Source organism: Flavobacterium sp. 1 (genome assembly GCF_002797935.1).
Classification (GTDB): domain Bacteria; phylum Bacteroidota; class Bacteroidia; order Flavobacteriales; family Flavobacteriaceae; genus Flavobacterium.
In genome coordinates, this window is record NZ_PGER01000001.1 from 642,113 (window position 1) to 667,580 (window position 25,468).

Annotated in this window: 15 protein-coding genes; 14 read left to right on the forward strand and 1 reads right to left on the reverse strand. The window is 34.3% G+C overall.

The window, feature by feature from the left end; genetic code table 11:
* Nucleotides 1–276 precede the first annotated feature (276 nt).
* Nucleotides 277–2,160 carry a molecular chaperone DnaK gene (gene dnaK, locus CLU83_RS02835; RefSeq protein ID WP_100430219.1) on the forward strand — a complete coding sequence of 628 codons (1,884 nt, stop codon included), beginning with the start codon at nt 277–279 and terminating at the stop codon, nt 2,158–2,160.
* A 123-nt stretch (nt 2,161–2,283) separates the two neighbouring features.
* Here dnaK and CLU83_RS02840 read toward each other — a convergent pair whose 3' ends face one another.
* Entirely contained in the window at nt 2,284–2,922 is a 639-nt protein-coding gene (locus tag CLU83_RS02840; protein ID WP_157801975.1) for a carboxypeptidase-like regulatory domain-containing protein, read from the reverse strand.
* 131 nt (nt 2,923–3,053) lie between these two features.
* Here CLU83_RS02840 and corA point away from each other — a divergent pair, with 131 nt between their 5' ends.
* The 13 genes from corA to nadC all read left to right on the forward strand — a co-directional run bounded on the left by corA (nt 3,054) and on the right by nadC (nt 25,465).
* Nucleotides 3,054–4,124 (forward strand): magnesium/cobalt transporter CorA, encoded by a 1,071-nt coding sequence (gene corA / locus CLU83_RS02845; RefSeq protein ID WP_100430221.1) that lies wholly within the window; start codon nt 3,054–3,056, stop codon nt 4,122–4,124.
* A 91-nt stretch (nt 4,125–4,215) separates the two neighbouring features.
* The gene (gene pta / locus CLU83_RS02850) at nt 4,216–6,309 is read left to right on the forward strand and encodes a phosphate acetyltransferase (RefSeq protein ID WP_100430222.1); all 2,094 of its coding nucleotides are present in this window, start codon (nt 4,216–4,218) and stop codon (nt 6,307–6,309) included.
* Between the two features lie 27 nt (nt 6,310–6,336).
* Nucleotides 6,337–7,533, forward strand: coding sequence for an acetate/propionate family kinase (locus tag CLU83_RS02855; RefSeq protein WP_100430223.1), 1,197 nt, complete (start codon nt 6,337–6,339; stop codon nt 7,531–7,533).
* 102 nt (nt 7,534–7,635) lie between these two features.
* Nucleotides 7,636–10,377, forward strand: coding sequence for a histidine kinase (locus CLU83_RS02860; RefSeq protein WP_100433589.1), 2,742 nt, complete (start codon nt 7,636–7,638; stop codon nt 10,375–10,377).
* Nucleotides 10,378–10,619: 242 nt separating this feature from the next.
* The gene (locus CLU83_RS02865; protein WP_100430224.1) at nt 10,620–13,637 is read left to right on the forward strand and encodes a SusC/RagA family TonB-linked outer membrane protein; all 3,018 of its coding nucleotides are present in this window, start codon (nt 10,620–10,622) and stop codon (nt 13,635–13,637) included.
* Between the two features lie 4 nt (nt 13,638–13,641).
* Nucleotides 13,642–15,099 (forward strand): RagB/SusD family nutrient uptake outer membrane protein, encoded by a 1,458-nt coding sequence (locus tag CLU83_RS02870; RefSeq protein ID WP_100430225.1) that lies wholly within the window; start codon nt 13,642–13,644, stop codon nt 15,097–15,099.
* Between the two features lie 17 nt (nt 15,100–15,116).
* Entirely contained in the window at nt 15,117–16,019 is a 903-nt protein-coding gene (locus CLU83_RS02875; RefSeq protein WP_100430226.1) for a LamG domain-containing protein, read from the forward strand.
* 72 nt (nt 16,020–16,091) lie between these two features.
* Nucleotides 16,092–17,477, forward strand: coding sequence for a glucoamylase family protein (locus CLU83_RS02880; RefSeq protein ID WP_100430227.1), 1,386 nt, complete (start codon nt 16,092–16,094; stop codon nt 17,475–17,477).
* A gap of 12 nt (nt 17,478–17,489) precedes the next feature.
* Complete coding sequence (locus CLU83_RS02885) at nt 17,490–18,197, forward strand: prolyl oligopeptidase family serine peptidase (protein ID WP_100430228.1); 708 nt, start codon at nt 17,490–17,492, stop codon at nt 18,195–18,197.
* A complete protein-coding gene (gene bglX / locus CLU83_RS02890; RefSeq protein WP_100430229.1) occupies nt 18,194–20,494 on the forward strand; it encodes a beta-glucosidase BglX in 2,301 nt (766 codons plus the stop codon). Before CLU83_RS02885 ends, bglX begins: the two co-directional genes overlap by 4 nt.
* Before the next feature lie 201 nt (nt 20,495–20,695).
* Entirely contained in the window at nt 20,696–22,603 is a 1,908-nt protein-coding gene (locus CLU83_RS02895; RefSeq protein ID WP_100430230.1) for a discoidin domain-containing protein, read from the forward strand.
* A 111-nt stretch (nt 22,604–22,714) separates the two neighbouring features.
* A complete protein-coding gene (locus CLU83_RS02900; RefSeq protein ID WP_100430231.1) occupies nt 22,715–24,088 on the forward strand; it encodes a M20/M25/M40 family metallo-hydrolase in 1,374 nt (457 codons plus the stop codon).
* A 519-nt stretch (nt 24,089–24,607) separates the two neighbouring features.
* Nucleotides 24,608–25,465 (forward strand): carboxylating nicotinate-nucleotide diphosphorylase, encoded by an 858-nt coding sequence (gene nadC, locus CLU83_RS02905; RefSeq protein WP_100430232.1) that lies wholly within the window; start codon nt 24,608–24,610, stop codon nt 25,463–25,465.
* The last annotated feature ends 3 nt before the right edge of the window (nt 25,466–25,468 follow it).

Consider the following 25,468-nt stretch of genomic DNA (forward strand, 5'->3'; position numbering starts at 1 on the left):
CAAACTACCAAAGTAATGGCAATAGCCCGACCGCATTATGGAAAGGGGCGAATATGCGCATGCTGCAGGAGCCCCTTTCCATAATGGGGTCTTGCCCAGATAGACTTTGGCAAATTGATGAAGTAAATAAATTGCAAAATGTCAGTTTGTCATATTGTTTTATGACAATTGTATTATAAACTGACAATTTACTTCGTTTTTTATATTGGCATAGTGATTGCTTTTGAGTCTTCGAGTTATAAAATCAGTATATAATAAAAATTAAATATATTAAAAATGGGTAAAATAATCGGAATTGATTTAGGTACTACAAACTCTTGTGTTTCTGTAATGGAAGGTAATGAAGCAGTTGTTATTCCTAATGCGGAAGGAAAAAGAACTACACCATCTATCATCGCTTTTGTTGAAGGTGGAGAAATTAAAGTGGGAGATCCTGCTAAAAGACAAGCAGTAACTAATCCAACTAAGACTATTGCTTCTATCAAACGTTTTATGGGACATTCTTTTGCTGAAATCACTGAGGAAGCAAAAAGAGTTCCTTATTCAGTAGTAAAAGGGGACAACAATACTCCACGTGTGGATATTGATGGTCGTTTGTATACTGCACAAGAATTGTCAGCTATGACACTTCAAAAAATGAAAAAAACTGCTGAAGACTATTTAGGTCAAACAGTTACTGAAGCGGTTATTACTGTTCCTGCTTACTTTAATGATGCACAACGTCAAGCTACAAAAGAAGCTGGTGAGATTGCAGGTCTTAAAGTTATGCGTATCATCAACGAACCAACTGCTGCTGCTTTGGCTTACGGTTTGGATAAAAAAGGAACTGATCAAAAAATTGCTGTTTACGATTTAGGTGGAGGTACTTTTGATATCTCTGTTCTTGAATTAGGAGACGGAGTTTTCGAAGTATTGTCTACTGATGGAGACACTCACTTAGGAGGAGATGATTTTGACCACGAAATTATTGACTGGTTAGCTGACGAATTTAAAGCTGAAGAAGGTATAGATTTGCGTCTTGACCCAATGTCATTGCAACGTATCAAAGAAGCTGCTGAGAAAGCTAAAATTGAATTGTCATCTTCTGCAGAAACTGAAATCAACTTACCATACGTAACTGCTACAGCTTCTGGACCAAAACACTTAGTTAAAAAATTATCCAGAGCTCAATTTGAAAAATTAACTGATTCATTAGTGAAACGTTCTATGGCACCAGTTGCTAAAGCGTTGAAAAATGCTGGTTTATCTGTTTCTGATATTGACGAAGTTATCTTAGTTGGTGGTTCTACACGTATCCCAAGAATTGTTGAAGAAGTTGAAAAATTCTTTGGAAAAAAAGCATCTAAAGGAGTTAACCCTGATGAAGTTGTTGCAATTGGAGCAGCTATTCAAGGTGGAGTTCTTTCTGGAGATGTAAAAGATGTATTGTTACTTGACGTTACTCCTTTATCTTTAGGTATCGAAACTATGGGTGGTGTTATGACTATATTAATTGAGGCTAACACAACTATCCCAACTAAAAAATCTCAAGTATTCTCTACTGCTTCTGATTCTCAGCCATCTGTTGAACTACACGTTCTTCAAGGAGCCAGAGCAATGGCTGTTGATAACAAAACTATCGGTCGTTTCCACTTAGACGGTATCCCGCCAGCACCAAGAGGAGTTCCTCAAATCGAAGTTGCTTTTGACATAGATGCTAATGGTATCATCAAAGTGACTGCTACAGACAAAGGAACTGGTAAATCTCACGACATTCGTATCGAAGCTTCTTCTGGATTAACTTCTGAAGAAATCGAAAGAATGAAACAAGATGCTGAAGCTAACGCTGAATCTGACAAAATTGCAAGAGAAAGAGCTGAAAAATTGAACGAAGCTGATGGAATGATCTTCCAAACTGAGTCTCAATTGAAAGAACTTGGAGCTAAATTATCTGATGATAACAAAGTAGCTATCGAGTATGCATTGACTGAATTGAGAATGGCTCACCAATCTCAAGACATTCCTGCAATTCAAACTGCTCTTGACAACATCAACGCAGCTTGGAAAAAAGCTACTGAAGCAATGTACGCTCAAGGAGAACAAGGTCAACAAGCAGCTGAGCCACAAGCTCAATCGCAAGGAGATAATGTTGAAGACGTTGAATTCGAAGAGGTAAAATAATTCTAGCGATGCATTTGTAGAGAAGCACTGTTGTGCGTCTCTACAGGGCATTGCATGTTTTACAATATAATAAATGAAAACCGAGTCAGAAATGGCTCGGTTTTTTTGTTAACATGTATAAGCTTAATCCTCTTTTATTATGACGATTTCTCCCATCATTACAGAAGTTGCTTTTATTGTGACAGCAATTTTAGGATTATTTTTAAGCTTAAATTCTATAGTATTATAACCAATATAAGAGAATACTAAAATATCTCTTTTTTTTGCGCTTATTGAAAATTTTCCATCGAAGCCAGTTTGTGTTATAATTTTGGTTCCTTTAATCATCACATTAACTCCAGGTATTGGAATCTTGTTTTCATCATAAACAATTCCATGATAGGGTGATTCTCCTTTAAATTCAATAGCTGTAGAATCATTCAGTTGTTTTTTGTCTGTCTGTTCTGTTTTAATCGATTCTTGTGCTTTTGCGGTTTGGCTTCCTAATCCAAAAAAAGTAATTACGGATGTTGTAACCAACATCCAAATAGAACTTTTTTTTTGGGGAATAATCATATTTCTGTCTAATTGTGATTCCCTAAACTGACCGCATAAGTTTTTACTTTTATTATAAGCCGAAAGTATTTCTCTGTCTGTTGAATTTGTAAAATCAATAACATCTTTTTTGCAATTGGAACAAAATCTGCCTTTTTCTGTTACTGACATTTCAAGCCAGTTTTCACGGCAAGGTTTTGGTATTGAGATTTTTATTTTGTGAGTCATTATCAGAATAAATTTTAAAGCAGATTTATATTGATAAATGTAACTATTATTTTTAAAACCTTTCAATCAAAATGATAATTGCCACTTCCTTTTTGGAATCTTTTTCGTAATATTACTATACAAATTATTTTATGAGAAAGATTAAATACAAGAAAGGGAAGAGACTACAGCCTTATACGCTCGAATATACCGGACTGCACAAAAATAAAGAGATTGAAATGCAATTGTTTGTTTTTGATGATTGTACGGTTTCTGAATACGAAAATGGAACTATTGATAATTTAGAAAAACATATTGATTTAGCCAAAACCAATTGGCTGAATATTCATGGTTTAAACGATGTTGATCTACTTAAAGATGTAGCTGCTTATTTTAAAATCGACAATTTTATGCTGGCGGATATTTTGAATACTACCAAAAGAACCAAGCTGGAAGAGGAAAAAGATGTTTTGTTTTTTAATATAAAATCAATGTTGCCGTCGGAAAGTTCGGATGATATTAAGGTAGAGCAAATTAGTTTTTTGTTAAAAAAAGGAATTCTGATTTCTTTTCAGGAAAAAAGGAGTGATTTTTTTACTCACATTCGTGAACGCATTCGAACCAATTCCGGAATTGTAAGAACCAAGAAAGCTGACTATTTATTGTATATTCTGCTGGATGCCATTATAGGTAATTTTTATATTACGATTGAAGCCGAAGAGGATAAAATAGAAGATTTGATAGACTGTACCAAAAATAGTGCTGACCCCATTATTTTGGAAAAAATTGAAAAGCACAGAGATAATTTTAATTTTTTAAAGCGCTCTATTATACCGCTTCGGGATTCTTTGTATGATATTAAAAGTATTAAAGAGGATAATGTATTTGATGAAATTGAATCGGATAATTTTAGTTTTTTTACCCGTCTGCATCAAAAATGTTTAGAACTTTTGGAGCAAATAGAATCGGATATGGGTTCATTGGAAAGTGCGTCTAATTTCTTTTTTGCAGCGCAGACGCATAAAATGAATGAGATCATGAAAACGCTGACTATTATCTCGGTCATATTCATTCCGTTAACATTTATTGTAGGAGTTTATGGGATGAATTTTGATAATATGCCAGAACTGCGGGAACCAAATGGCTATTATTTTGTAATTGGCTTCATGTTTTTGACAGTGATTGGCATGGTTATTTACTTTAAGAAAAGAAATTGGTTTTAATTTTATATTTAAACTGATTTTGGTCATATTTATTAGGAAATTAAACTTCTAATTTTGTAATTAATATAAAAGGAAAAATAAAATTTACAATATGAAGAAAGCTATATATATCGCAACTATTGAAGAGAATTGTGGCAAGACAATAATTACTTTAGGGTTATTGAGAATGCTTTTGGGAAAGACCGCAAAAGTGGGCTATTTCAGACCTATTATTGAAGATTATGAAAAGGGAAAAAAAGATACGCATATCGAAATGGTTATTTCGCATTTTGATCTTGATATTGAATATGAGGATGCTTATGCCATTACCAAAAGTAAATTAATCAAGAAAAAAAACAATGGCAAATTAGGAGAAGTTGTTGATTTGATTATTGAAAAATATAAAAAACTGGAAGACCGTTTTGATTTTATTTTGGTCGAAGGAACCAGTTTTACAGGTGAAGGGACAGTCATTGAGCTGGATATGAATGTTTTGATTGCTAAAAATCTAGGTGTTCCTACTATTATTGTTGGCTCAGGAGAAGGAAAAACTCTAGATGAATTAATTGATAATTTAAATCTTGCTCATAATTCCTTTAAAATTAAGGAGGTTGAAGTATTGGCTGTAATTGCCAATAAAGTACAGCCGGAGAATTTGGATTTAGTTACTACCAGTCTGCAAAAAAGCCTGCCATCATCAGTTCTTGTAAATTCGATACCATTAATTGGAAGTTTAAACAATCCTACTATACATGAAATTGTCGAAGTATTGAATGCCGAAATACTATTTGGGCATGAATATCTGAATAATCAAATAGGAAGCTACAGTATTGGAGCAATGCAATTATGCAATTACTTACTGCATCTGAAAGAAAATGGGCTTATTATCACACCAGGTGACAGAGCCGATATTATTCTGGGAGCATTGCAGGCAAATGAGTCGGCCAATTATCCATCAGTTTCTGGAATTGTATTGACTGGAAATATTATTCCGGAGGACAGTATTATGAAACTGATAGAAGGACTTTCATCTGTAGTGCCAATTATTACCGTAGAAGGAGGTACTTATCATATTGCGAATAAAATAGGGAATATTAAATCTAAAATCTACCCTGATAACCTGCAAAAAATTGAGACATCGATCAATACGTTTGATAAATATGTAGATTTAGATGTTTTGATCGATAAGTTTAATGCTTTTGAAGCAGAAGGAATGACGCCAAAAATGTTTCAGTATAATTTGGTAAAAAGAGCCAAAGCACATAGAAAACATATCGTTTTGCCCGAAGGAAGCGATGAAAGAATTATCATAGCTGCTGCCCGTTTGCAAGCTATGGATGTTGTAGATCTTTCCATTATTGGAAACAAAAAACAAATTGAAAGCAAAGTAGCTGAATTAGGATTAGAGTTAGATTTTTCAAGAATACCAATTATAAATCCAATAGAATCAGAGCTGTATGAGGATTATGTAAATACTTATTATGAGCTGCGAAAAGCCAAAAATGTGACGCTTGGAATGGCAAGAGATTTAATGGAAGATGTCTCTTATTTTGGAACGATGATGGTGTACAAAGGCCATGCTGACGGAATGGTTTCTGGAGCGGCACATACTACGCAGCATACTATTTTGCCTGCATTACAATTTATTAAAACCAAACCAAACTCTTCTGTAGTGTCTTCTATATTTTTCATGTGCTTGGAAGATCGCGTTTCTATTTTTGGAGATTGTGCGATTAATCCAAATCCTACTGCTGAGCAATTGGCAGAAATCGCAATTTCATCTGCTGATTCCAGTATTGGTTTTGGAATAGAACCAAAAATAGCCATGTTATCGTATTCATCTGGCTCATCTGGAAAAGGTGATGAAGTGGATAAAGTAAGAGCAGCAACCGAAATTGTGAAACAAAAACGCCCAGATCTCAAAATTGAAGGTCCAATTCAATATGATGCTGCTGTCGATTTGGAAGTAGGACAAAGCAAAATGCCAAATTCTGAAGTGGCAGGTCACGCCAGTGTATTAATTTTCCCTGATCTAAACACTGGAAACAACACTTACAAAGCAGTACAGAGAGAAACTGGAGCATTAGCAATTGGGCCAATGCTGCAAGGATTAAATAAACCTGTAAATGATTTAAGCCGTGGCTGCACAATAGATGATATTATTAACACTGTCGTGATTACGGCAATTCAAGCGCAAGGATTGTAACTTTTTAATTATCAAATAAAATTTTAAATGAAAGTAGTAATAATAAACTCCGGAAGTTCCTCCATAAAATACCAATTAATCGAAATGCCTGCTGGTGAAGTCATCTGTTCAGGTATGATTGACAGAATAGGGTTGGAAACTTCTAATTTTAGTTATGTAACCAAAGCCGTTAAAGTTGAGGAAATTCTGCCAATCGCCAATCATAAAATTGGGCTTAATAAAATCGCTCAATTACTGATGGATGACGAAAAAGGAGTTATAAAAAGCACTAAAGAGATTGAAGCTGTAGGACATAGAGTGGTGCATGGCGGCAGCTCATTTTCAGATACAACTTTGATTACTCCAGAAGTAAAAGAAGAAATAAGAAAATTATGTGATATAGCTCCTCTGCATAATCCTGCTCATTTAGAAGGAATTATTGTTGCCGAAGAAATTTTTTCTGGAGCCAAACAAATCGTTGTTTTTGATACAGCTTTTCATCAGACTATGCCTGAAGTGGCTTATAAATATGCTATTCCTACTCATTTCTTAAAAGAGAATAAACTTAGAGTGTATGGATTTCATGGAACATCTCATAAATATGTTTCAGAAAAAGCAATTCAATATCTAAAATCAGAAAACAAACCGTACAAAAATATAATCACTGTGCATTTGGGTAATGGCTGCAGTATTACTGCTGTGAAAGATGGAAAATGTATCGATACCTCGATGGGCTTTACGCCAATTAGCGGGTTGATTATGGGAACCCGTAGTGGTGATATTGATCCATCTGTGTTGTTTTATATGATGAAAGCATTGAATTATACTGTAGATGAAGTTAGTACTTTATTGCAAAAACAAAGTGGAATGCTGGCTCTTACAGGTTACAGCGATTTAAGAGATATTGAAGCGAATGCCGAGCAGGGAAATAAAGAATGTCAATTGGCATTGGCAATGAATGCGTATCGAATCAAAAAATACATTGGTTCTTATACAGCAGCTTTGAATGGTTTAGATGCCATTGTTTTTACTGCTGGAATTGGTGAAAATTCATCTTACATCAGAAAATTAGTGTGTACCGATATGGAGTATTTTGGAATTGAATTAGATGTTCCTAAAAACGAAATCCGTTCCAAAGAAATCCGAGAAATCAATTTGCCTCAATCGAAAACTAAAATTTTGGTTGTCCCTACCAATGAAGAAATCGAAATTGCAAATCAGGTGTATAAATTACTGCTGAATTAAAAAATAAATAATAAAGGTTCAAAAAAGCTTCTGTATTCAGAGGCTTTTTTTGTGTTTTTAATTGAAGAATTGTAATTATATTTGATAAAAAATCACTGCATTTTGAAAGCTAAACTTCTTTATATACTCATTTTTGGTTTTATATCATTACATCTTAGAGCTCAGGAATTGCTCCCTTTTGTTGAAAATTACAGCAAATCAAATTATCAGGGAGATAACCAGATTTGGAGCGTAGCACAAGGAAAAGACAATGCAATGTATTTTGCAAATAATAACTATTTACTACGGTATGATGGCGTAAAATGGGAGAAATATAAATTACCCAACAAAACAATAATCCGGTCAATAATGGTTGATGGCGGTAAGGTGTATTCGGGTTCTTATAAAGAATTTGGGTATTGGTACCGAAAAAATTCAAAGATGCATTATGTTTCTGTTTCGAAAGAAAGAAAAGTCTTTGATGAAAATAATAATGAAGAAATATGGAAGATATTTAAGCTTAATAACAAAATTTACTTTCAGTCTTTTAATGGTATTTTTATTTTCGACGGAAAAGTTATTAAAGAAAAAAAGTTTCCTTTTTTAATATCCTATTGCTTTGCTGTCGGCAGTCAATTATTTATTGCTTCTGTAGAAAAAGGAATTTTTCGGTTAAATAATGGAAAAATAGAAAAAGTAAATGGTTTATCCCTTTTAGAGAATAATGTAATTCATGCTATCCAGAAATACCAAGACAAAACGTATTTTTTTACAAAAAAACATGGAGTTTATGTACTTGAAAATAATATTCTGAGTCCATGGAAAAGTGGTTTAAATGAGGTTTTGAAATCGGCAAATATTAATGTTGCCCAATTTATAAAAAGCGAGAAATTAATTATTGGTACTGCAAATAATGGCGTTTATATTCTGAATTTGATTGACGGCAGTTATAAAAACATTAATAGGAACAATGTCCTGATGAATAATTCTATTTTGAGTATTGGACAGGACAAAGAAAATGATTTGTGGCTCGGTCTTGATAATGGTATAGCACATATTGAGGTCAATTCTTTAATTTCAATATTTTACGACAGTTCAGGAATTTTAGGTTCAGTTTATTCAGTAGCGAGTACTCCGAAAGGTTATTTGATGGCTTCTAATCATGGTGTCTTTAAATATGAGGGCAAACAGCTTTCTTTGATTCCTAATACGCAGGGACAAGCTTGGAATATAAGTAAAATAAATGATCAGTATCTTATTGGTCATAATGAAGGGACATTTGTTTATAAGAATGGTTTATTCAGTAGATTGAGTGATATCAATGGAGGGTGGAATCTAGCCAAGAGCGCCATTAATAATTCCTATCTGCAGGCTACTTACAGTGGAATTGTAATTTATAATGATGCCAATAATTTAAAAGAAAAGACGGCTCTTAAAGGGTTGCAGAAGCCAATTAAATACCTTGCCCAAAACAGAAAGAATGAAATTTGGGCAGCAGATATCAATAGAGGCTTATATCGTATTTTATATAATGATGCTTATGAAATCAAAGTCGATAATGTGACTCAGCGCAGTAAAATAAGCAATGACTTTGGAGTGAAGATATTTGAATTTAGAAATGAAATCCTTTTTTTGATTAATAATTCTTGGTACACATTCAACTCCTTTACTAATCAATTGGAAACCAATCAATTGTTTAATAAAAACTTTAAAAATGTTTCCAATATTGTCTCCATTGATGAAAATCATTTTATGGTGCTGCAGGATGGTCTTTTGTATCATGTTTATGCTCAGGGATCTAAGTTTATCAAAAACAGTATTCAGGAGAAATATTATAAAGGAAAAATCATCAATGATAACTTGAAGATTTTTAAAGATAAAAATAATTATTTGCTCAATCTGGATGATGGCTTTATTTCTTTGGATTTAAAGTATAATAAGAAAGAAAAATCGAATGTAAAAATAGAAGCTTTCAACAATGATATTTTGGTCGAAAACAATTCGAAGATCAAGCACAATTCTGAGCTGAGAATCGATGTTATATCTGGAGTTTACGGAGCTTCGAAACCAGATTTATTTTACAGATTAAACGGCAAAAAAGAGCTGGTTCCAATAAAGGAAGGCTTGATACTGCTGAATAACCTTACCAGCGGTTCACATGATGTTACCATTTACAGTAATGATGGTCTGCGCTATAATAAAGCAGCAAATTTTCAATTTGTTGTAGCCAATGCATGGTATTTTTCAATTTGGATGATCTTAGTTTACCTTATTGTCGTTGGGCTTATCTTATATCTTTATTATAAATGGAATAAGATGAAATATATTCAGAAACTTAAACTGCAGAAAGAGGAACTAAAACATCAGAGAGAAATTCTGGAAATGGAACTTAAAGCCGAAAATGAGTTAAACATTCAAGAATATGAAAAACACATTCTGGAACTCGAACTGCAGTCAAAATCTTCGGAAGTAGCAGGCAAGTCGCTTTCTATTGCTAAGCAAAGTGAAATGATTGAAAACATTCAGAATATATTAGATTCAGAATCGGATTTCAATAAACTTAAAAGTGAAATTAAAAAAGCTATAAAAATTAATGCTGTTAATAAGCACGAATGGGAAATTTTTGAGACCAATCTGAATCAAATTAATAATGAATTTATTACTGCCCTTTCAAAGAAATATCCAAATCTGACTTCCAAGGATATTAAGCTGTGTGTTTACCTAAAAATGAACCTTTCTTCCAAAGAAATTGCTCCTATGATGAATATTTCTTTCAGAGGTGTGGAGCTGCATCGCTATCGTTTGAGGAAAAAATTGGGGCTAAATCAAGAAGAAGTACTTTCTAAATTTTTATTATCTGTATAAAAAGATGTGTTTTTTTAGTAATAATATATTTATTTTGTGTTTTTATTACAGAATAACAATACATCATTGCTACATCATTGCCCTTGGACGTGGTACTTGGTAATCTATCTTAACTCCTTTAATACAAGGGTTTAAAAACAAAAAAATACGATTTGATGTATTCGTGTAGTAGTGCCATTTCAGTTACTACAACGTTGTATTAGTCTAATTTAGCTGGACTAACTTAAACGTTTAATAAACCTATGAGAAATTTTATTTTTAGCTTTTTAGCACTCATTCTGCTTCCAGCCTATATGTCTGGTCAAGTAATCAAAGGAAAAGTATTGGATCTGAATGGAATGGGAGTTCCCGGAGCATTTATTGTTGCGGGAGATTCTAATGTTTCTGCCTATTCTGATTTCGATGGAACTTTTAATATTAATGCCAAAGTGGGGCAGATATTAAAAATAAGTTTAGTCGGTTTTGATGCAGTGTCTATAGCGGCAACTGCAGAACCGATGACTATAACTATGAAAGAATCCAAAGACACCGAACTAAAAGAGGTAGTAGTCATTGGGTATGGTACCAGAAAGAAAGTAGATAACACAACTGCGATTTCTTCTATAAAGACAGAAGAAATAACCAGAACTAAAGTATTGAATGCTTCTCAGGCAATTCAAGGTAAAGCGGCGGGTGTTCAAGTGATTTCATCTGATTTGCCGGGTAGTACACCTTCGGTAATAATTAGAGGTTTAGGTACTGCTTTAGGAGGCAGAACCCCATTGTATATTGTTGATGGAATGCAATCAGAAAATATCAATAATATTAATGCAAACGATATTACGTCTTATGAAATTTTGAAGGATGCTTCTGCACTTGCGATTTATGGTACCAGAGCGGCAAACGGAGTTATCATTATTACAACTAAAAAAGGTAAAGGAGACAAAGTTTCTGTTGAAATTGAAAGTTATGCCGGTATTAGAGAGCCGCTTAAAAAAGTAAAAATGGCGGGTAGTAATAAATATGCGTATTATTCAAATGCAGCATTGCAGTCAACTGTTTTTTCTCAGGATCAGCCTGTAAATACAGATTGGTTTGACGAAATTACAAGAACGGGTATTTATTATCAAAATAATTTATCTGTTTCTGGAGCTACAGAAAATATAAAATACTTTTTCAGTTTAGGAAACTACGAAGAAAAAGCGGTTTTAAATGGTTTAGATTATGGTCGAACAACTTTTAGAAATAATAATGAGTATAAAATTTCTAAAAAATTGACTTTAAATCAAAATTTCAGTTTTACATCTGCAAAATCTACACCTAAGCCATTAAGTGCTTTTACAAATGCATACAAACAATCACCAATTGTGCCAGTTTATTTTCCTGATGGCAAATATGGAGTTTCTCGAGTTGGTGATGATGGTTTTGCAAGCGAGACAGGATCTTCATTTAACAATGTAGGAAATCCAGCAGCTCAATTGAATTTTTTTGACGAACAGCAAAGAAGCATAACCTTGCAAGGAGGATTAAAATTGGATTATGAAATTATAAAATCATTAAAATTTACTTCACAATTTAATGGTGAGTATTATACATGGAAACAATACAATTATGATGACACTAAAAATATTTGGTTAGCAGCAAACCCTAATAAGGTGTCAACTGATTATGAAAAGGAATTTCCAAATGCTAATATAAATTTATTGACCAAAGGCAGAGAAGAATATTTTAATTGGAATTTATCTAATTACTTGACCTATAACAAAATTTTTAATGAAATTCATGATGTTGAGCTAACCGCTGGTATCGAGACTTCAGTAAGAGGTCCGAGAGAGAAACTGACAATTGCTAGAAAAAATGTAAATGCTAATTCTAATTATTGGTCTTTGAAAGGAGATAATGATTATGAAACAAATATTACAAGTTACCAAGATGAGGTTTTTAACGAAACAAAGCTGGCATCTTATTTTGGACGTTTCCAATACAAATTAATGGATAGATACTTGTTTACCGGAACTCTTAGACGTGACGGTTCTTCAAATTTTGGTAAAGATTACCGTTGGGGTAATTTCCCGGCTTTTGGTTTAGGCTGGGTTATAACCAAGGAAAGTTTTATGCAAGATGTGAAAGCAATCAACATGCTGAAATTAAGAGGTGGCTGGGGTAGATTAGGTAATCAAAACGTACCGCTTAACAATCAATCGTATACTTCTGGTCCAAATGCTTATTTAGGAGGTTCAATTTTAAATCAAGGAACAACTATCAGCTCTCAAATTGACCCTAGTCTATCTTGGGAAATAACTGAAGAATCTTCTATTGGTTTAGATTTTGAATTATTAGACAGCAGATTAAAAGGAACTTTTGATGTATATGATAAAAATACATCAAATGTAATTTTAAATACTAAGCCTTATTTTACTTCTGGAATTACAGCGGCTTCGCCAGCACACGTTGGAGAAGTTTCTAACAAAGGATATGAAATTTCTTTGCGTTGGGATGACAAAATCAATGATGATATTAGTTATTGGGTTGGAGGTAATTTTTCGAACAACAAAAATGAACTTACAGGTTTAAAAGATGTTATTTTAACTCAACTTGTTGGAGGAGGATTAGGTAACGGTCAAGATACTAAATTGCTTGATAATACTACAGTTGGTCAGCCGTTAGGAAGTTTTTATATTTATGAATATGCAGGTTTTGACAGCACCAATGGTAAAATGCTGTACTATAATGCAGCAGGCGAGAAAGTAACTCAAGATGCATTAAACGCAAATACAGATAAAAAATATGTTGGATCTAGTTTGACTAAATCAAACTACGGAGTAACATTAGGACTTACTTATAAAAACTTCGATTTTTCAGTTGATGGATATGGAACTAGCGGTGCTAAAGTTTATAATGGTAAAAAAGCACAGCGTTTTTCAGGAGAAAATATTGAAAATGGAGTCGCTACCGATTTCTGGACACCAAATAACTTAACAGCTTCAAACCCTGCACCATTCAACCAAGTACCAGTTGCTTCTACTTATTATTTAGAGTCTGGAGATTTCTTTAGAATCAACAATATTACATTAGGATACAAACTGCCAATTCAAAGTAATAATTTTATTAGCTCATGCAGATTTTATGTAAACGCTATTAATCCATTTATTACACAAAAATTCTCTGGTTTCTCTCCAGAACTAAACGGAGATGGAAATCCTTACGGAACCCAAGGTGTTGAGTTAGATGCTTATCCAACTTTAAGATCATTTGTAATTGGTGCTAATTTAAAATTTTAATACAATGAAAAAGATATATATAGCAGCGTTTGTATTTTCAACGTTCTTTTTTGCGGGATGTGCAGACGATTATTTAGATGTAGACCAAACAGAATCTATTTCTACAAAAGATACAGAATTATATAATAATGATGCGGGTGCAGCTCAGTTTGTTACAGCCATTTATAATAAATTCTTGAATTGGGATATGACTTCATTCGGATGGATAGGTCTTTCAAGTATTACCTCTGATGATGCAGACAAAGGTTCTTCACCTGGAGATACAGGTACAGATAAGGATGTACTGGATGCGTTGACTTATAATGCTTCAAACCCATCTGCGGAAAGTACTTTTATTGCAAATTATGATGGAATTAATAGATGTAATCAAGCCTTAAACATTATTCCAAAATTAGATAAGGCTGATCCAAATTTAAGAGCTAGATTAATTGGCGAAGCTAAATTTTTAAGAGCTTTTATGTATTTCACTTTGGTAAAATGCTACGGTGGAGTTCCAATTGTAGATCATTTACCGGTTCCTGGTTCAGATTCTGATAGAATCATGCAATTAACCCGAAAAACTTCTGCTGAAGTGTATGCATTTATCGAAAGTGATTTGAATGATGCAATTGCTGCATTGCCAGATAAATCTGCTTATTCAGTAAATGAAAGATCAAGAGCTTCAAAAGGTGCTGCTTATGCTTTATTAGCAAAAGTAAGTTTGTATCAAAAAAAATGGCAACAAGTGATTGATAATTGTAATAAGGTTACTGGTTACTCAATTGTAAGTGATTATGCGTCTATGTATAAAGCCACAGGAAAATTTGATTCAGAATCTATTTTCGAAATTTACGCTCAAGGTACTGCTCCTGCAAAAGGAATTGAGGGTTATTCTAATACACAAGGTGCTCGTGGTACTGGTGGCTGGGGTTGGGGTTTCAATACGCCATCTCAGAGTTTAGTAAATGCTTATGAGTCTGGAGATGTTAGGAAAAATGCTACAATTATTTTTAAAGGAACAACTTTGTATGATGGTAGAGTAGTGCCAACAACAGTTGAAAACGATAGATACAACTACAAAGCTTATTCTTCAGCTTACACTGATGCTTGGGAAACAGATGTTGATATTAAGTACCTAAGATACGCTGAAGTTTTATTAATGAAGGCCGAAGCTTTAAATGAATTGGGTCAAACCTCGACCGCTATTCCTTTGTTAAACCAAATTAGAAATAGAGCTGGATTAGCAAATACGACTTTTAGCTCTCAAGGAGATATCAGAACAGCGATATGGAGAGAAAGAAGAGTAGAGATGGCTTTTGAACATGATAGATTCTTCGATTTAGTAAGAACAGGTCAAGCCAAAGCTGCATTTGCGATAGATAATAAAGTTTTTACAGAAGGTAAAAACGAATTGTTTCCAATTCCAGCGATATTCATTAAACAGGCTGGTGGATTGTCTCAGCAAAATCCGGGTTATAATTAATTTTTAAAAAAAGTAAAATGAAAAAAAATAAATATATTTTCTTATTTTCTTCGGTTATAGCCATGCAGCTTTTTGTAAGCTGTAATGAGGATAGTATAGATAAAGATAACGTCCCAATTCCTTATGAATCGATTGGTGGCTATGAAAATTCAGATGAAATTGCTAAAGATCATTTAGTGACTAAATTTAGTTTTGATGGAAACATTGCGGATTCAAAAAATGGAATCACAGGCGGAGTAGCAACCGATGTAACTTATGAAGCTGGTATAAAAGGTGAGGCTTATAAAGGATCGCCAACAGCATTTATAGCTTACAATAACGTATCAAGTTCTGTAATAAATGTTAAGAGTATATCAGTTTCAATGTGGATAAAAACGGAAACTCATACAGGAGGTGCACAATCATTATTCATGTTGCCTAAAAAAACAGATTTTTGGGGAAATATTTTTTCTTTGATTGAACAGAGTAATTCAAATACTTCGATGTTTCTAAAAAATCATATTCAAAAAGATGTCACACCTAGTATTCCTTGGGCAGGACAATTTCCGGAGCATAATGGGGATAATATTTTGAAGAATATGTATGGAGCATGGAAACATGTGGTTTGGACTTACAACGGAACAAGTTCTACATATAGCATATATATAGATGGTGTAAAATTAGATTTACCAGCTACAATCTCGAAAAGATATGCGAGTGATCCTTTAACTGGTGGCGGACCTTATGGTGAGTTAGCTAATTCTGAAGTTTCAAAATTCATTATTGGCGGTTATCAGCAGCATTTAGGAGCTCCTTGGGGTAACGCCGATGGCTGGATGCTTCATTATACAGGTCTAATGGATGAATTTAGAATTTATGATGTGGCATTAGCTGACAATGAAGTTACAGCTCTTTATAAATTAGAAAAAGACAACAGATAGATATTCATTTACACACCTGATAAAGTTAATAAATCAGGTGTGTATTTTTTAGCCATTAATACATTTTATAAAATGAAAAGTCATCTATTCTTATTCGTTTTTTTGAGTTTTTTCAATTCCTGTTCTTCATCAACACCCGAGGGAAATAGTGAAGGCACTCCATTGCCAACAACTCCAACAACACCTGTAGCCGTTTTGACCGATGAACAAGCTATGGATCAGGTTCAAAAAGATGCTGTTAAATATTTTTGGGACTATGCCGAAACTAACTCCAAATTGGCAAGAGAGCGTTATCTTACTGAGGATCCTGGTTTTGAAGAAAATATCGTTACAACTGGCGGTTCTGGTTTTGGGCTAATGTCTATAATTGTTGGAGTAGAACGCGGTTTTGTAAATAGAAGTGAGGCAGTTTCCAGATTAACAACGGCTATGACTTTCCTTGAAAATGCTGATCGTTTTCATGGCGCTTGGCCACATTGGATAGATGGTAAAACAGGTCATGTTATTCCTTTTGGAACCAAAGATAATGGAGGTGATATTGTAGAAACTTCTTTTTTATGCCAAGGACTGCTAATTGTTAGAGAATATTTTAAAAACGGAAATACACCAGAGAAAGCATTGGCTTCAAAAGCCGATAATTTATGGAAAGGAGTTGAATGGAATTGGTATACCAAAGGCGAAAATGCAATGTATTGGCACTGGTCTCCTAATTATGGCTGGGAAATGAATTTCAAATTAGAAGGCTATAATGAATGTTTGATTACCTATATTTTGGGGGCTTCATCTATTGCACATGCCATTCCTGCTGTGGCTTATCATGAAGCTTGGGCTAGAAACGGAGCAATTGTAAACGGAGCTACTCAATATGGACTTCCGGTAATATTCAATTATAATGGAGCTACAGGTAATGTAGGCCCTTTGTTTTGGGCTCAGTATTCCTATTTAGGACTTGATCCAAGTCAGTTAACAGATAAGTATGCGAATTACTGGGAATTAACCCAAAATCATTCCAAAATCATTAATAAATATTGTATTGCAAATCCAAAGCAATGGAATGGATATTCTGAAAAATGTTGGGGGCTTACAGCGAGTTATACCAGAAATCCAGATGGTACAACAGGTTACACAGCTCACCAGCCTTTGAACGATACAGGGGTTATTACTCCAACCGCAGCTTTGTCTGCTTTTCCTTTTACTCCTGTGGAAAGCATGAAGTTTTTACATTATTTATACGATGAAAAGAAAAGCACTTATGTAGGAATTGCAGGTCCTTACGATGCTTTTTCTCCGCATTATAATTGGGTTACGCCTGGTTATCTCGCAATAGACCAAGGAACGATTGCGCCAATGATTGAAAATCATCGCACGGGTTTGTTATGGAAGTTATTTATGAATGCGCCTGAGGTAAAACAAGGTTTGCTGAATCTTGGTTTTCATTCTGGAAAGTATGGATTTTAATATAATCTGGATATGAAATATAAAATCATAATTCCATTTTTTTTGTTTTCACTATTGACTTTTGCACAAAAGGATATTGTTGGTAATGCTAAAATAGAGGTTGTGCAAAAACAGGAATTGGGGTATGCATTGCATATTCCTGCTGACATTAAAGAGAAAAAGCCATTGCTTGTTTTTTTGCATGGTTCTGGCGAGAATGGTTCTGATGTGGAGAAAGTGAAAATTCATGGTCCTTTCAAATATTTAAAAAACTATGAAATGGATACTTATGTTCTTGCGCCACAATGTCCGGAAGGTGAACAATGGAATCCAGATATTTTGTATGAACTGATTTTAAAAATTCAGAAAGAAAACAATATTGACTCTAACCGAATTTATCTAACCGGTTTAAGTTCTGGAGGATGGGGAACTTGGAGTCTGGCTTTAAAATATCCTGAAATGTTTGCTGCAGTAATGCCAGTTTCGGGTTTTGTCGACATCATTCAATTAGAAGAAATTTGTAAAATGGGAGCAATTCCCACTCGTATTTTTCACGGTTTGCTTGATGATGTAGTTCCTGTTGAAAATGATATTGCCATTTATAAAGAATTAAAAAAATGTAATAAAGATGTTGAGTTAAAGCTATTCAATGATTCAGGTCATGATTGTTGGACTCAAGTTTATGACAGCCCAGAAACATACGCTTGGATATTGAAGCAAAATAAAATAAATAAAAAATGAAAAAAATAGTAATTGTAATACTCCTAGGCTCTGTTTTTTTTGGCTACAGCCAAAAGAAAGAAAATAAAAAAGCCGTTAAAATAAAACCAAAAACCGAATTTGTAGCCGAGCTGTTATCCAAAATGACTTTGGAAGAAAAATTAGGGCAATTGAATTTACCTACTTCGGGAGATATAACCACCGGTCAGGCCAATAGTTCTGATGTTGCAAAAAAGATCGAAGAAGGCAAGGTCGGTGGATTATTTAATATCAAATCAGTTCAGAAAGTAAAAGAAGTACAGCGGATTGCAGTCGAAAAAAGCCGTTTGAAAATCCCTTTGATTTTCGGTATGGATGTAATTCACGGTTACGAAACTACCTTTCCTATTCCTCTTGGATTATCCTGTACTTGGGACATGAACTTAATTGAAAGAAGTGCTCAAATTGCGGCACAGGAAGCAAGTGCCGATGGGATAAACTGGACTTTTTCTCCTATGGTAGATATTTCACGTGACCCTCGCTGGGGAAGAATTTCTGAAGGTTCTGGGGAAGATCCATATCTGGGAAGCCAAATTGCCAAAGCAATGGTGAATGGATATCAACAGCATGACCTTTCTAAGAATAATACGATTTTGGCATGTGTTAAACATTTCGCTTTGTACGGAGCGCCAGAAGCAGGCCGTGATTACAATACGGTGGATATGAGCCATATCAGAATGTTCAATGATTATTTCCCTCCTTATAAAGCAGCTGTTGATGCTGGTGTAGGATCAGTTATGGCTTCGTTCAATGAAGTTGATGGTATTCCTGCCACTGGAAACAAATGGCTGATGACTGATGTTTTAAGAAAACAATGGGGATTCAAAGGTTTTGTAGTAACTGACTTTACGGGTATTCCCGAAATGATTGCGCATGGAATGGGCGATTTGCAGGCTGTAACGGCTTTGTCTTTGAATGCTGGAGTTGAAATGGATATGGTTGGAGAAGGTTTCTTAACCACTTTGAAAAAATCATTGGATGAAAAAAAAGTTACGATTGAGCAGATTGATAATGCGGTGACTCTTATTTTGAATGCCAAATATGATTTGGGATTATTCGAAGATCCATATAAATATTGTGATGAAAAAAGATCGAAAACTGAAATTTTTACAGCATCAAGCAGAGATGAAGCTAGAAAAACAGCTTCACAATCATTGGTTTTGCTAAAAAACAACAATCAGTTATTGCCTTTGAAAAAATCGGGAACAATTGCGCTTATTGGACCATTGGCGGATGCCAAAAACAATATGTCTGGGACTTGGAGCGTAGCTACCAATGGGGAAAAATGTATCTCATTATTGGCAGGAATTCAGAAAGTTGCAGGGAAATCAACCAAAGTGCTGTATGCCAAAGGTAGTAATTTGGATTATGATGAAACCTTTGAAACCAATGCAACGATGTTTGGTAAAACCTTAAACAGAGATAAACGCTCTAAAGAAGAAATGCTGGCCGAAGCTTTAAAAGTAGCCAATCAATCCGATGTTATTGTGGCAGCACTTGGCGAATCTGCTGAGATGAGCGGAGAGAGCAGCAGTCGTACCAATTTAGAAATTCCTCAAGCGCAAAAGGATTTATTGAATGAATTATTAAAAACAGGAAAACCTTTAGTACTCGTGTTATTTGACGGTCGTCCATTAGTGTTAAATGACGAAAATGCAACTGTTCCAGCTATTTTGAATGTTTGGTTTGCCGGTAGTGAAGCTGGTTACGCAATTGCCGATGTTTTGTTTGGCGATGTAAATCCTTCGGGGAAATTAACTACTACATTTCCAAGAAGCGTTGGGCAAGTGCCAATTTATTATGCTCATAAAAATACAGGAAGACCTTTATCGAACACAGAAGGTAAATTCGAAAAATTCAGATCTAATTATTTAGATGAAAGAAATGAACCCTTATTTCCTTTTGGCTATGGATTGAGCTATACCAATTTTGATTATTCTAACCTTAAAATTTCATCTGATAAAATGAATTTTAATGGAAAGGTAACTGTAACTGTTGAGGTTGCCAATACTGGAAATTATGATGGTAAAGAAACGGTTCAATTGTATATAAGAGATGTTGTTGGATCTGTAACTAGACCTGTTAGAGAACTTAAAGGTTTTCAAAAAATAACGCTTAAAAAAGGTGAAAAGAAAACAGTAACATTTGACATCACTGTAGAAGACCTGAAATTCTATAATTCGGATTTAAAATTTGTTGCTGAATCTGGACAGTTTGAAGTTTTTGTTGGTGGAAACTCAAGCGCAGACAAGAAAGTTAGTTTCAATTTAGTAGATTAAATTTGGTTAGTAGTTTTTTCAGCCCTTCGTTTTTTGGTTAGACGAAGGGCTTTTTATTAGTCAAGAAATTGATGAAAAACAAAGCACTTTAGCAAAATTTCTTTAGCCTTTAAAATATTTTCGCCACAGATTAAAAGCAATCAAATCAATGAGTTTTATGCTATCATGGTTTAGTTTAGTAACTTTTAAAAATTTAAAAAAATGAAAAATTTTCATTTAATAGCGCTATTGTTATTGGTACACCAAATTAATATAGCTCAAAATAATAGTGGAAAAACAGAATGGTTTGATCCTAATAAACCAGCAACAACGTATTGCAATCCAATAAATATAGGTTACAATTATACGACCCAAAATCATAATGGTATTCCCGAATCCCGCCGTTCAAGTGCAGATCCTGTGATTATTACTTATAAAGGAGAATATTATTTGTTTGCAACGAATCAGGCTGGATTTTTTTGGAGTAAGGATATGTCCGATTGGAAATTTGTGTATGGCAGTTTTCAAAGAAACCCAGGTGATGATGACCAATGTGCGCCTTCAGCTTGGGTTGTTAATGATACTTTATTTTACGTAGGTTCAACTTGGAAAAAAGATCATCCAATCTGGAAAACAGCCGACCCAAAATCAGGAAGATGGACAAGACATGTAAATACAGCAATGTTGCCCACTTGGGATCCTGCTATTTTTCAGGATGATGATAAAAAAGTCTATATGTATTATGGATCAAGCGGAAAATTACCTCTTGTTGGGGTTGAAGTAGATTATAAAACGTGGCTTCCAAAAGGGAATCAGGATGATTATGCAAAACTATATGCGGCAACTGAAGTTGAAGATATTCAGAAGCCGTATGGGGAAGCAAAAGCAGTTGTTGGCTTAGATCCTGCATCGCATGGTTGGGAACGTTTTGGTCCTAATAATGACATGGAGCCTGCACCTTGGGGAAATTTTATTGAAGGTGCGTGGATGACGAAACACAATGGGAAATATTATATGCAGTATGGTGCTCCTGCAACCGAATTTAAAGGCTATGCAAATGGTGTTCATGTTGGAAATAATCCTTTGGGTCCATTTGTATATCAAAAACACAATCCGATGTCCTATAAGCCTGGAGGTTTTGTAATCGGTGCCGGACATGGAAATACTTTTGCCGATAATTATGGCAATTATTGGAATACCGGAACGTGTAAAATCTCAATAAAAGACCGTTTTGAACGAAGAATTGATATGTTTCCCGCTGGATTTGACAAAGATGATGTCATGTATTCTATTACTTCTTATGGAGATTTTCCAATAGTGCTTCCAACAGGACAGCGAGATCAAACAAAAGGAGCATCATCAGGCTGGATGCTACTTTCTTATAAAAAGTCTGTGACAGTATCTTCTTCTGAGGAATGCAAGGATGTGGAAACACACAGAGTTGACAATGGAGGCAAAAAAGTGTTTGAAAAAATCTGTTATGACGCTTCGAATTTAACCGATGAAAATATTCAGACGTATTGGTCGGCAACGACAGATAAACCTGGTGAATGGCTACAGCTTGATTTAGGGAGAAAGATGGAAATTAAGGCGTTGCAAATTAATTATGCAGATCATAAAGCAACTCAGTACAATAAAGCGATGGATATTTATTATCAGTATAAAATCTATATGTCTGACGATGCCAAAAATTGGACTTTAGTAGTTGATAAATCAAACAATGATAAAGATGTGCCTCACGATTATGTTGAACTAACAAAATCAATTAAGGCTCGTTACATAAAAATGGTTAACATTCATAATGCTTCTGGTTTGTTTGCTGTTTGTGATTTTAGAGTTTTTGGAAATGGTTTATTAGAAAACCCAAAGGCTGTAACTGATATTAAAGTCAAAAGAAATGCATCTGATTCCCGTAATGCAATTATCTCCTGGAAAAAACAGAAAGAGGCCACCGGATACACTATTTACTACGGAATTGCACCTGATAAATTATACAACAGTATTATGGTTTATGGAGATAACTCTTATGATTTTAGAGGTTTAGATAAAGGAACAAAGTACTATTTTGCGATTGAGTCTTTTAATGAAAATGGGATTGGATCAAAAAATAAGATTATTGAGATAAAATAATTTTAGATTTTGAGAAAAGTCAGCAGATAAATTCCTTTTGGTTGTTTAGAATTTTGTTTCTTTGCTTTAGCCCAAAAAAGGGTTTTGATAACCAATAAAAGAATATTACTTATGAAAAAAACAATTCTTTTAACTGTTTTAGTTCTAAACGGATTGACATCTTTTGCACAGTCAAATGATGAAAATAGCATTAAGCTATTTTATAAAAAAGCTTTAACCGAATCTCAATGTTATTCTTGGTTAGAACATTTATCTAACAAGATCGGAAGCCGTCTGTCTGGATCTGCAAATGCAGAAGCTGCGGTTCAATACACAAAGTCACAGTTAGAAGGTCTTGGTCTTGATAAAGTATATCTGCAGGAAGTAATAGTTCCTCATTGGGTTCGCGGAGAAAAAGAAACTGCTTATATTTTAAACAACCGAACCAAAACTGTTGTGCCAATCTGCGCCTTAGGCGGATCAGTTGGAACTGCAAAAACTGGACTTACTGCTGAGGTAATTGAAGTTAAGGGAATAAAAGAATTAAATGAATTAGGGGATAAAGTAAAAGGGAAAATTGTGTTTTTCAATCGCCCAATGAATCCTGAAAACATTGAAACGTTTGTCTCTTATGGAGCTTGTGTTGACCAAAGATTTGCTGGTGCAAAAGAAGCAGCGAAATTTGGTGCTGTAGGAACTATTGTCCGCTCAATGAATTTACGTTTAGACGATTTTCCTCATACAGGAGCACAAAGTTATGGTGATCTTCCAAAAGAGAAATATATTCCGACTGCAGCAATAAGTACAAATGGAGCTGAATTATTGAGTGAATCCTTAAAAAAGAACCCAACACTGAAATTTTATTTCAAACTATCATGCCAGACAATGCCAGATGTGTTGTCTCATAACGTAATTGGTGAACTAACAGGAACAGAACGTCCCGATAATATTATGGTAGTTGGAGGACATCTTGATTCTTGGGATTTAGCTGATGGTTCTCAAGATGATGGAGCAGGAGTAGTACAAAGTATGGAAGTAATCCGTATTCTTAAAAATGTAAATTACAAGCCTAAAAATACGATTCGTGTGGTTTTATTCATGAATGAAGAAAATGGTGGAAAAGGCGGAGCAAAATATGAAGAAGAAGCAAAGCAAAAGAACGAAAATCATGTTTTTGCTTTAGAAAGTGATTCTGGCGGGTTTACTCCAAGAGGTTTCTCTATTGAAGCAGATGATGTTAGCTTCAAAAAGATACAAGGATTTAAAGATTTTTTTGAACCTTATTTAGTTCATAGTTTCACAATAGGTCATGCAGGATCAGATATTGAACATTTAACGTCTAAAAAGATTGTCAAAGCCGGTTTAAAACCAGATTCGCAGCGTTATTTTGACTATCATCATGCAGCGAATGATAAGTTTGATGCAATTAATAAAAGAGAGCTGGAACTTGGCGCAGCGACAATGACAGCCCTGATTTATTTGATAGATCAAAATGGCATAGAATAATTTTACCTGAACTCTATTATTATTTTTTGGAGCAGAAAGATTAGGCTTTTTCAGCCGGCATTAGTCCCGCTTTCCGTTTCAATCTTTGTGGGCTGAACCCCAGCCCACAAAGGATTTTCACTGCAATCGGGGCTAAAAGGGAATATTTTGCTTTTTTGCCATTATTCAAAAAAAACAATTCAAGGTTTAATTATAGTCCGCTGTTATTAAGTTAATAAAAAATGAAACGTTTATCCTAACAGTTTTTTTAATCTGTTAGGTATAGTTTCAACCGCTGGAGATAATAATCGAGTTTAGATTTTTCGTATTATCATTTATGATTCAACAATAACCTGCAGCGAATATAAATCCTGCAGGTTTTTTTTGCGAAAAAATCGAAGCTTTACATACTGAAACAGTTAGTAATTCAAATATTGATCTGTCATAAATAAATGTAAAAACTCAAACTTTTCAAACAGACTTGCTTTTTATTGCACAAAATAAATCCTACTTTAGCATTCTATATTAAAGAACAAAAAAATGATTACTGAAGAGCAGTTTCAAAACGAATTAAAGATATTAATTGCAAATGCTATTAGAGAGGATGTTGGCTCTGGAGATTACAGTTCCTTAGCTTGTATCCCTGAAAAGGCAATGGGTAAAGCAAAATTATTGGTAAAAGAAGACGGTATTATTGCTGGAGTAGCTTTGGCAAAAATGATATTTGAATATGTTGATCCTACTGTGCAGATAGAAACCTTTATTGAAGATGGTACGGCAGTCAAAAAAGGGGATGTTGTTTTTCATGTTTCGGCAAGTTCGCAGTCTATTCTAAAATCCGAAAGAGTGGTGTTGAACACTATGCAGCGTATGAGTGCGATAGCTACCAAAACAAACAGTTTTGTGCAATTGTTAAAAGGAACAAATACAAAAATATTGGATACCCGAAAAACCACTCCGGGATTTCGTGTTGCCGAAAAATGGGCTGTAACAATTGGAGGCGGAGAAAATCACCGTTTTGCATTGTACGATATGGTTATGCTAAAGGATAATCACATTGATTTTGCAGGAGGAATTACATTGGCAATAGCCAAAACACAAGCTTATCTGAAAGAAAATAATCTGGACTTAAAAATTATTGTTGAAGCCAGAAATCTTGCCGAAATTGAAGAAATTCTAAAAAGTGAAGGAGTACACAGAATTCTGATTGATAATTTCAATTATGAAGATACCCGTACTGCAGTTGCTTTAATCGGTAACAAATGCCAAACCGAATCTTCAGGAAACATCAATGAAGATACGATGAGGTTTTATGCAGAATGCGGTGTTAATTATATTTCTTCGGGAGCGTTAACGCATTCGGTTTATAACATGGATTTAAGCTTGAAAGCAATTTAAGGT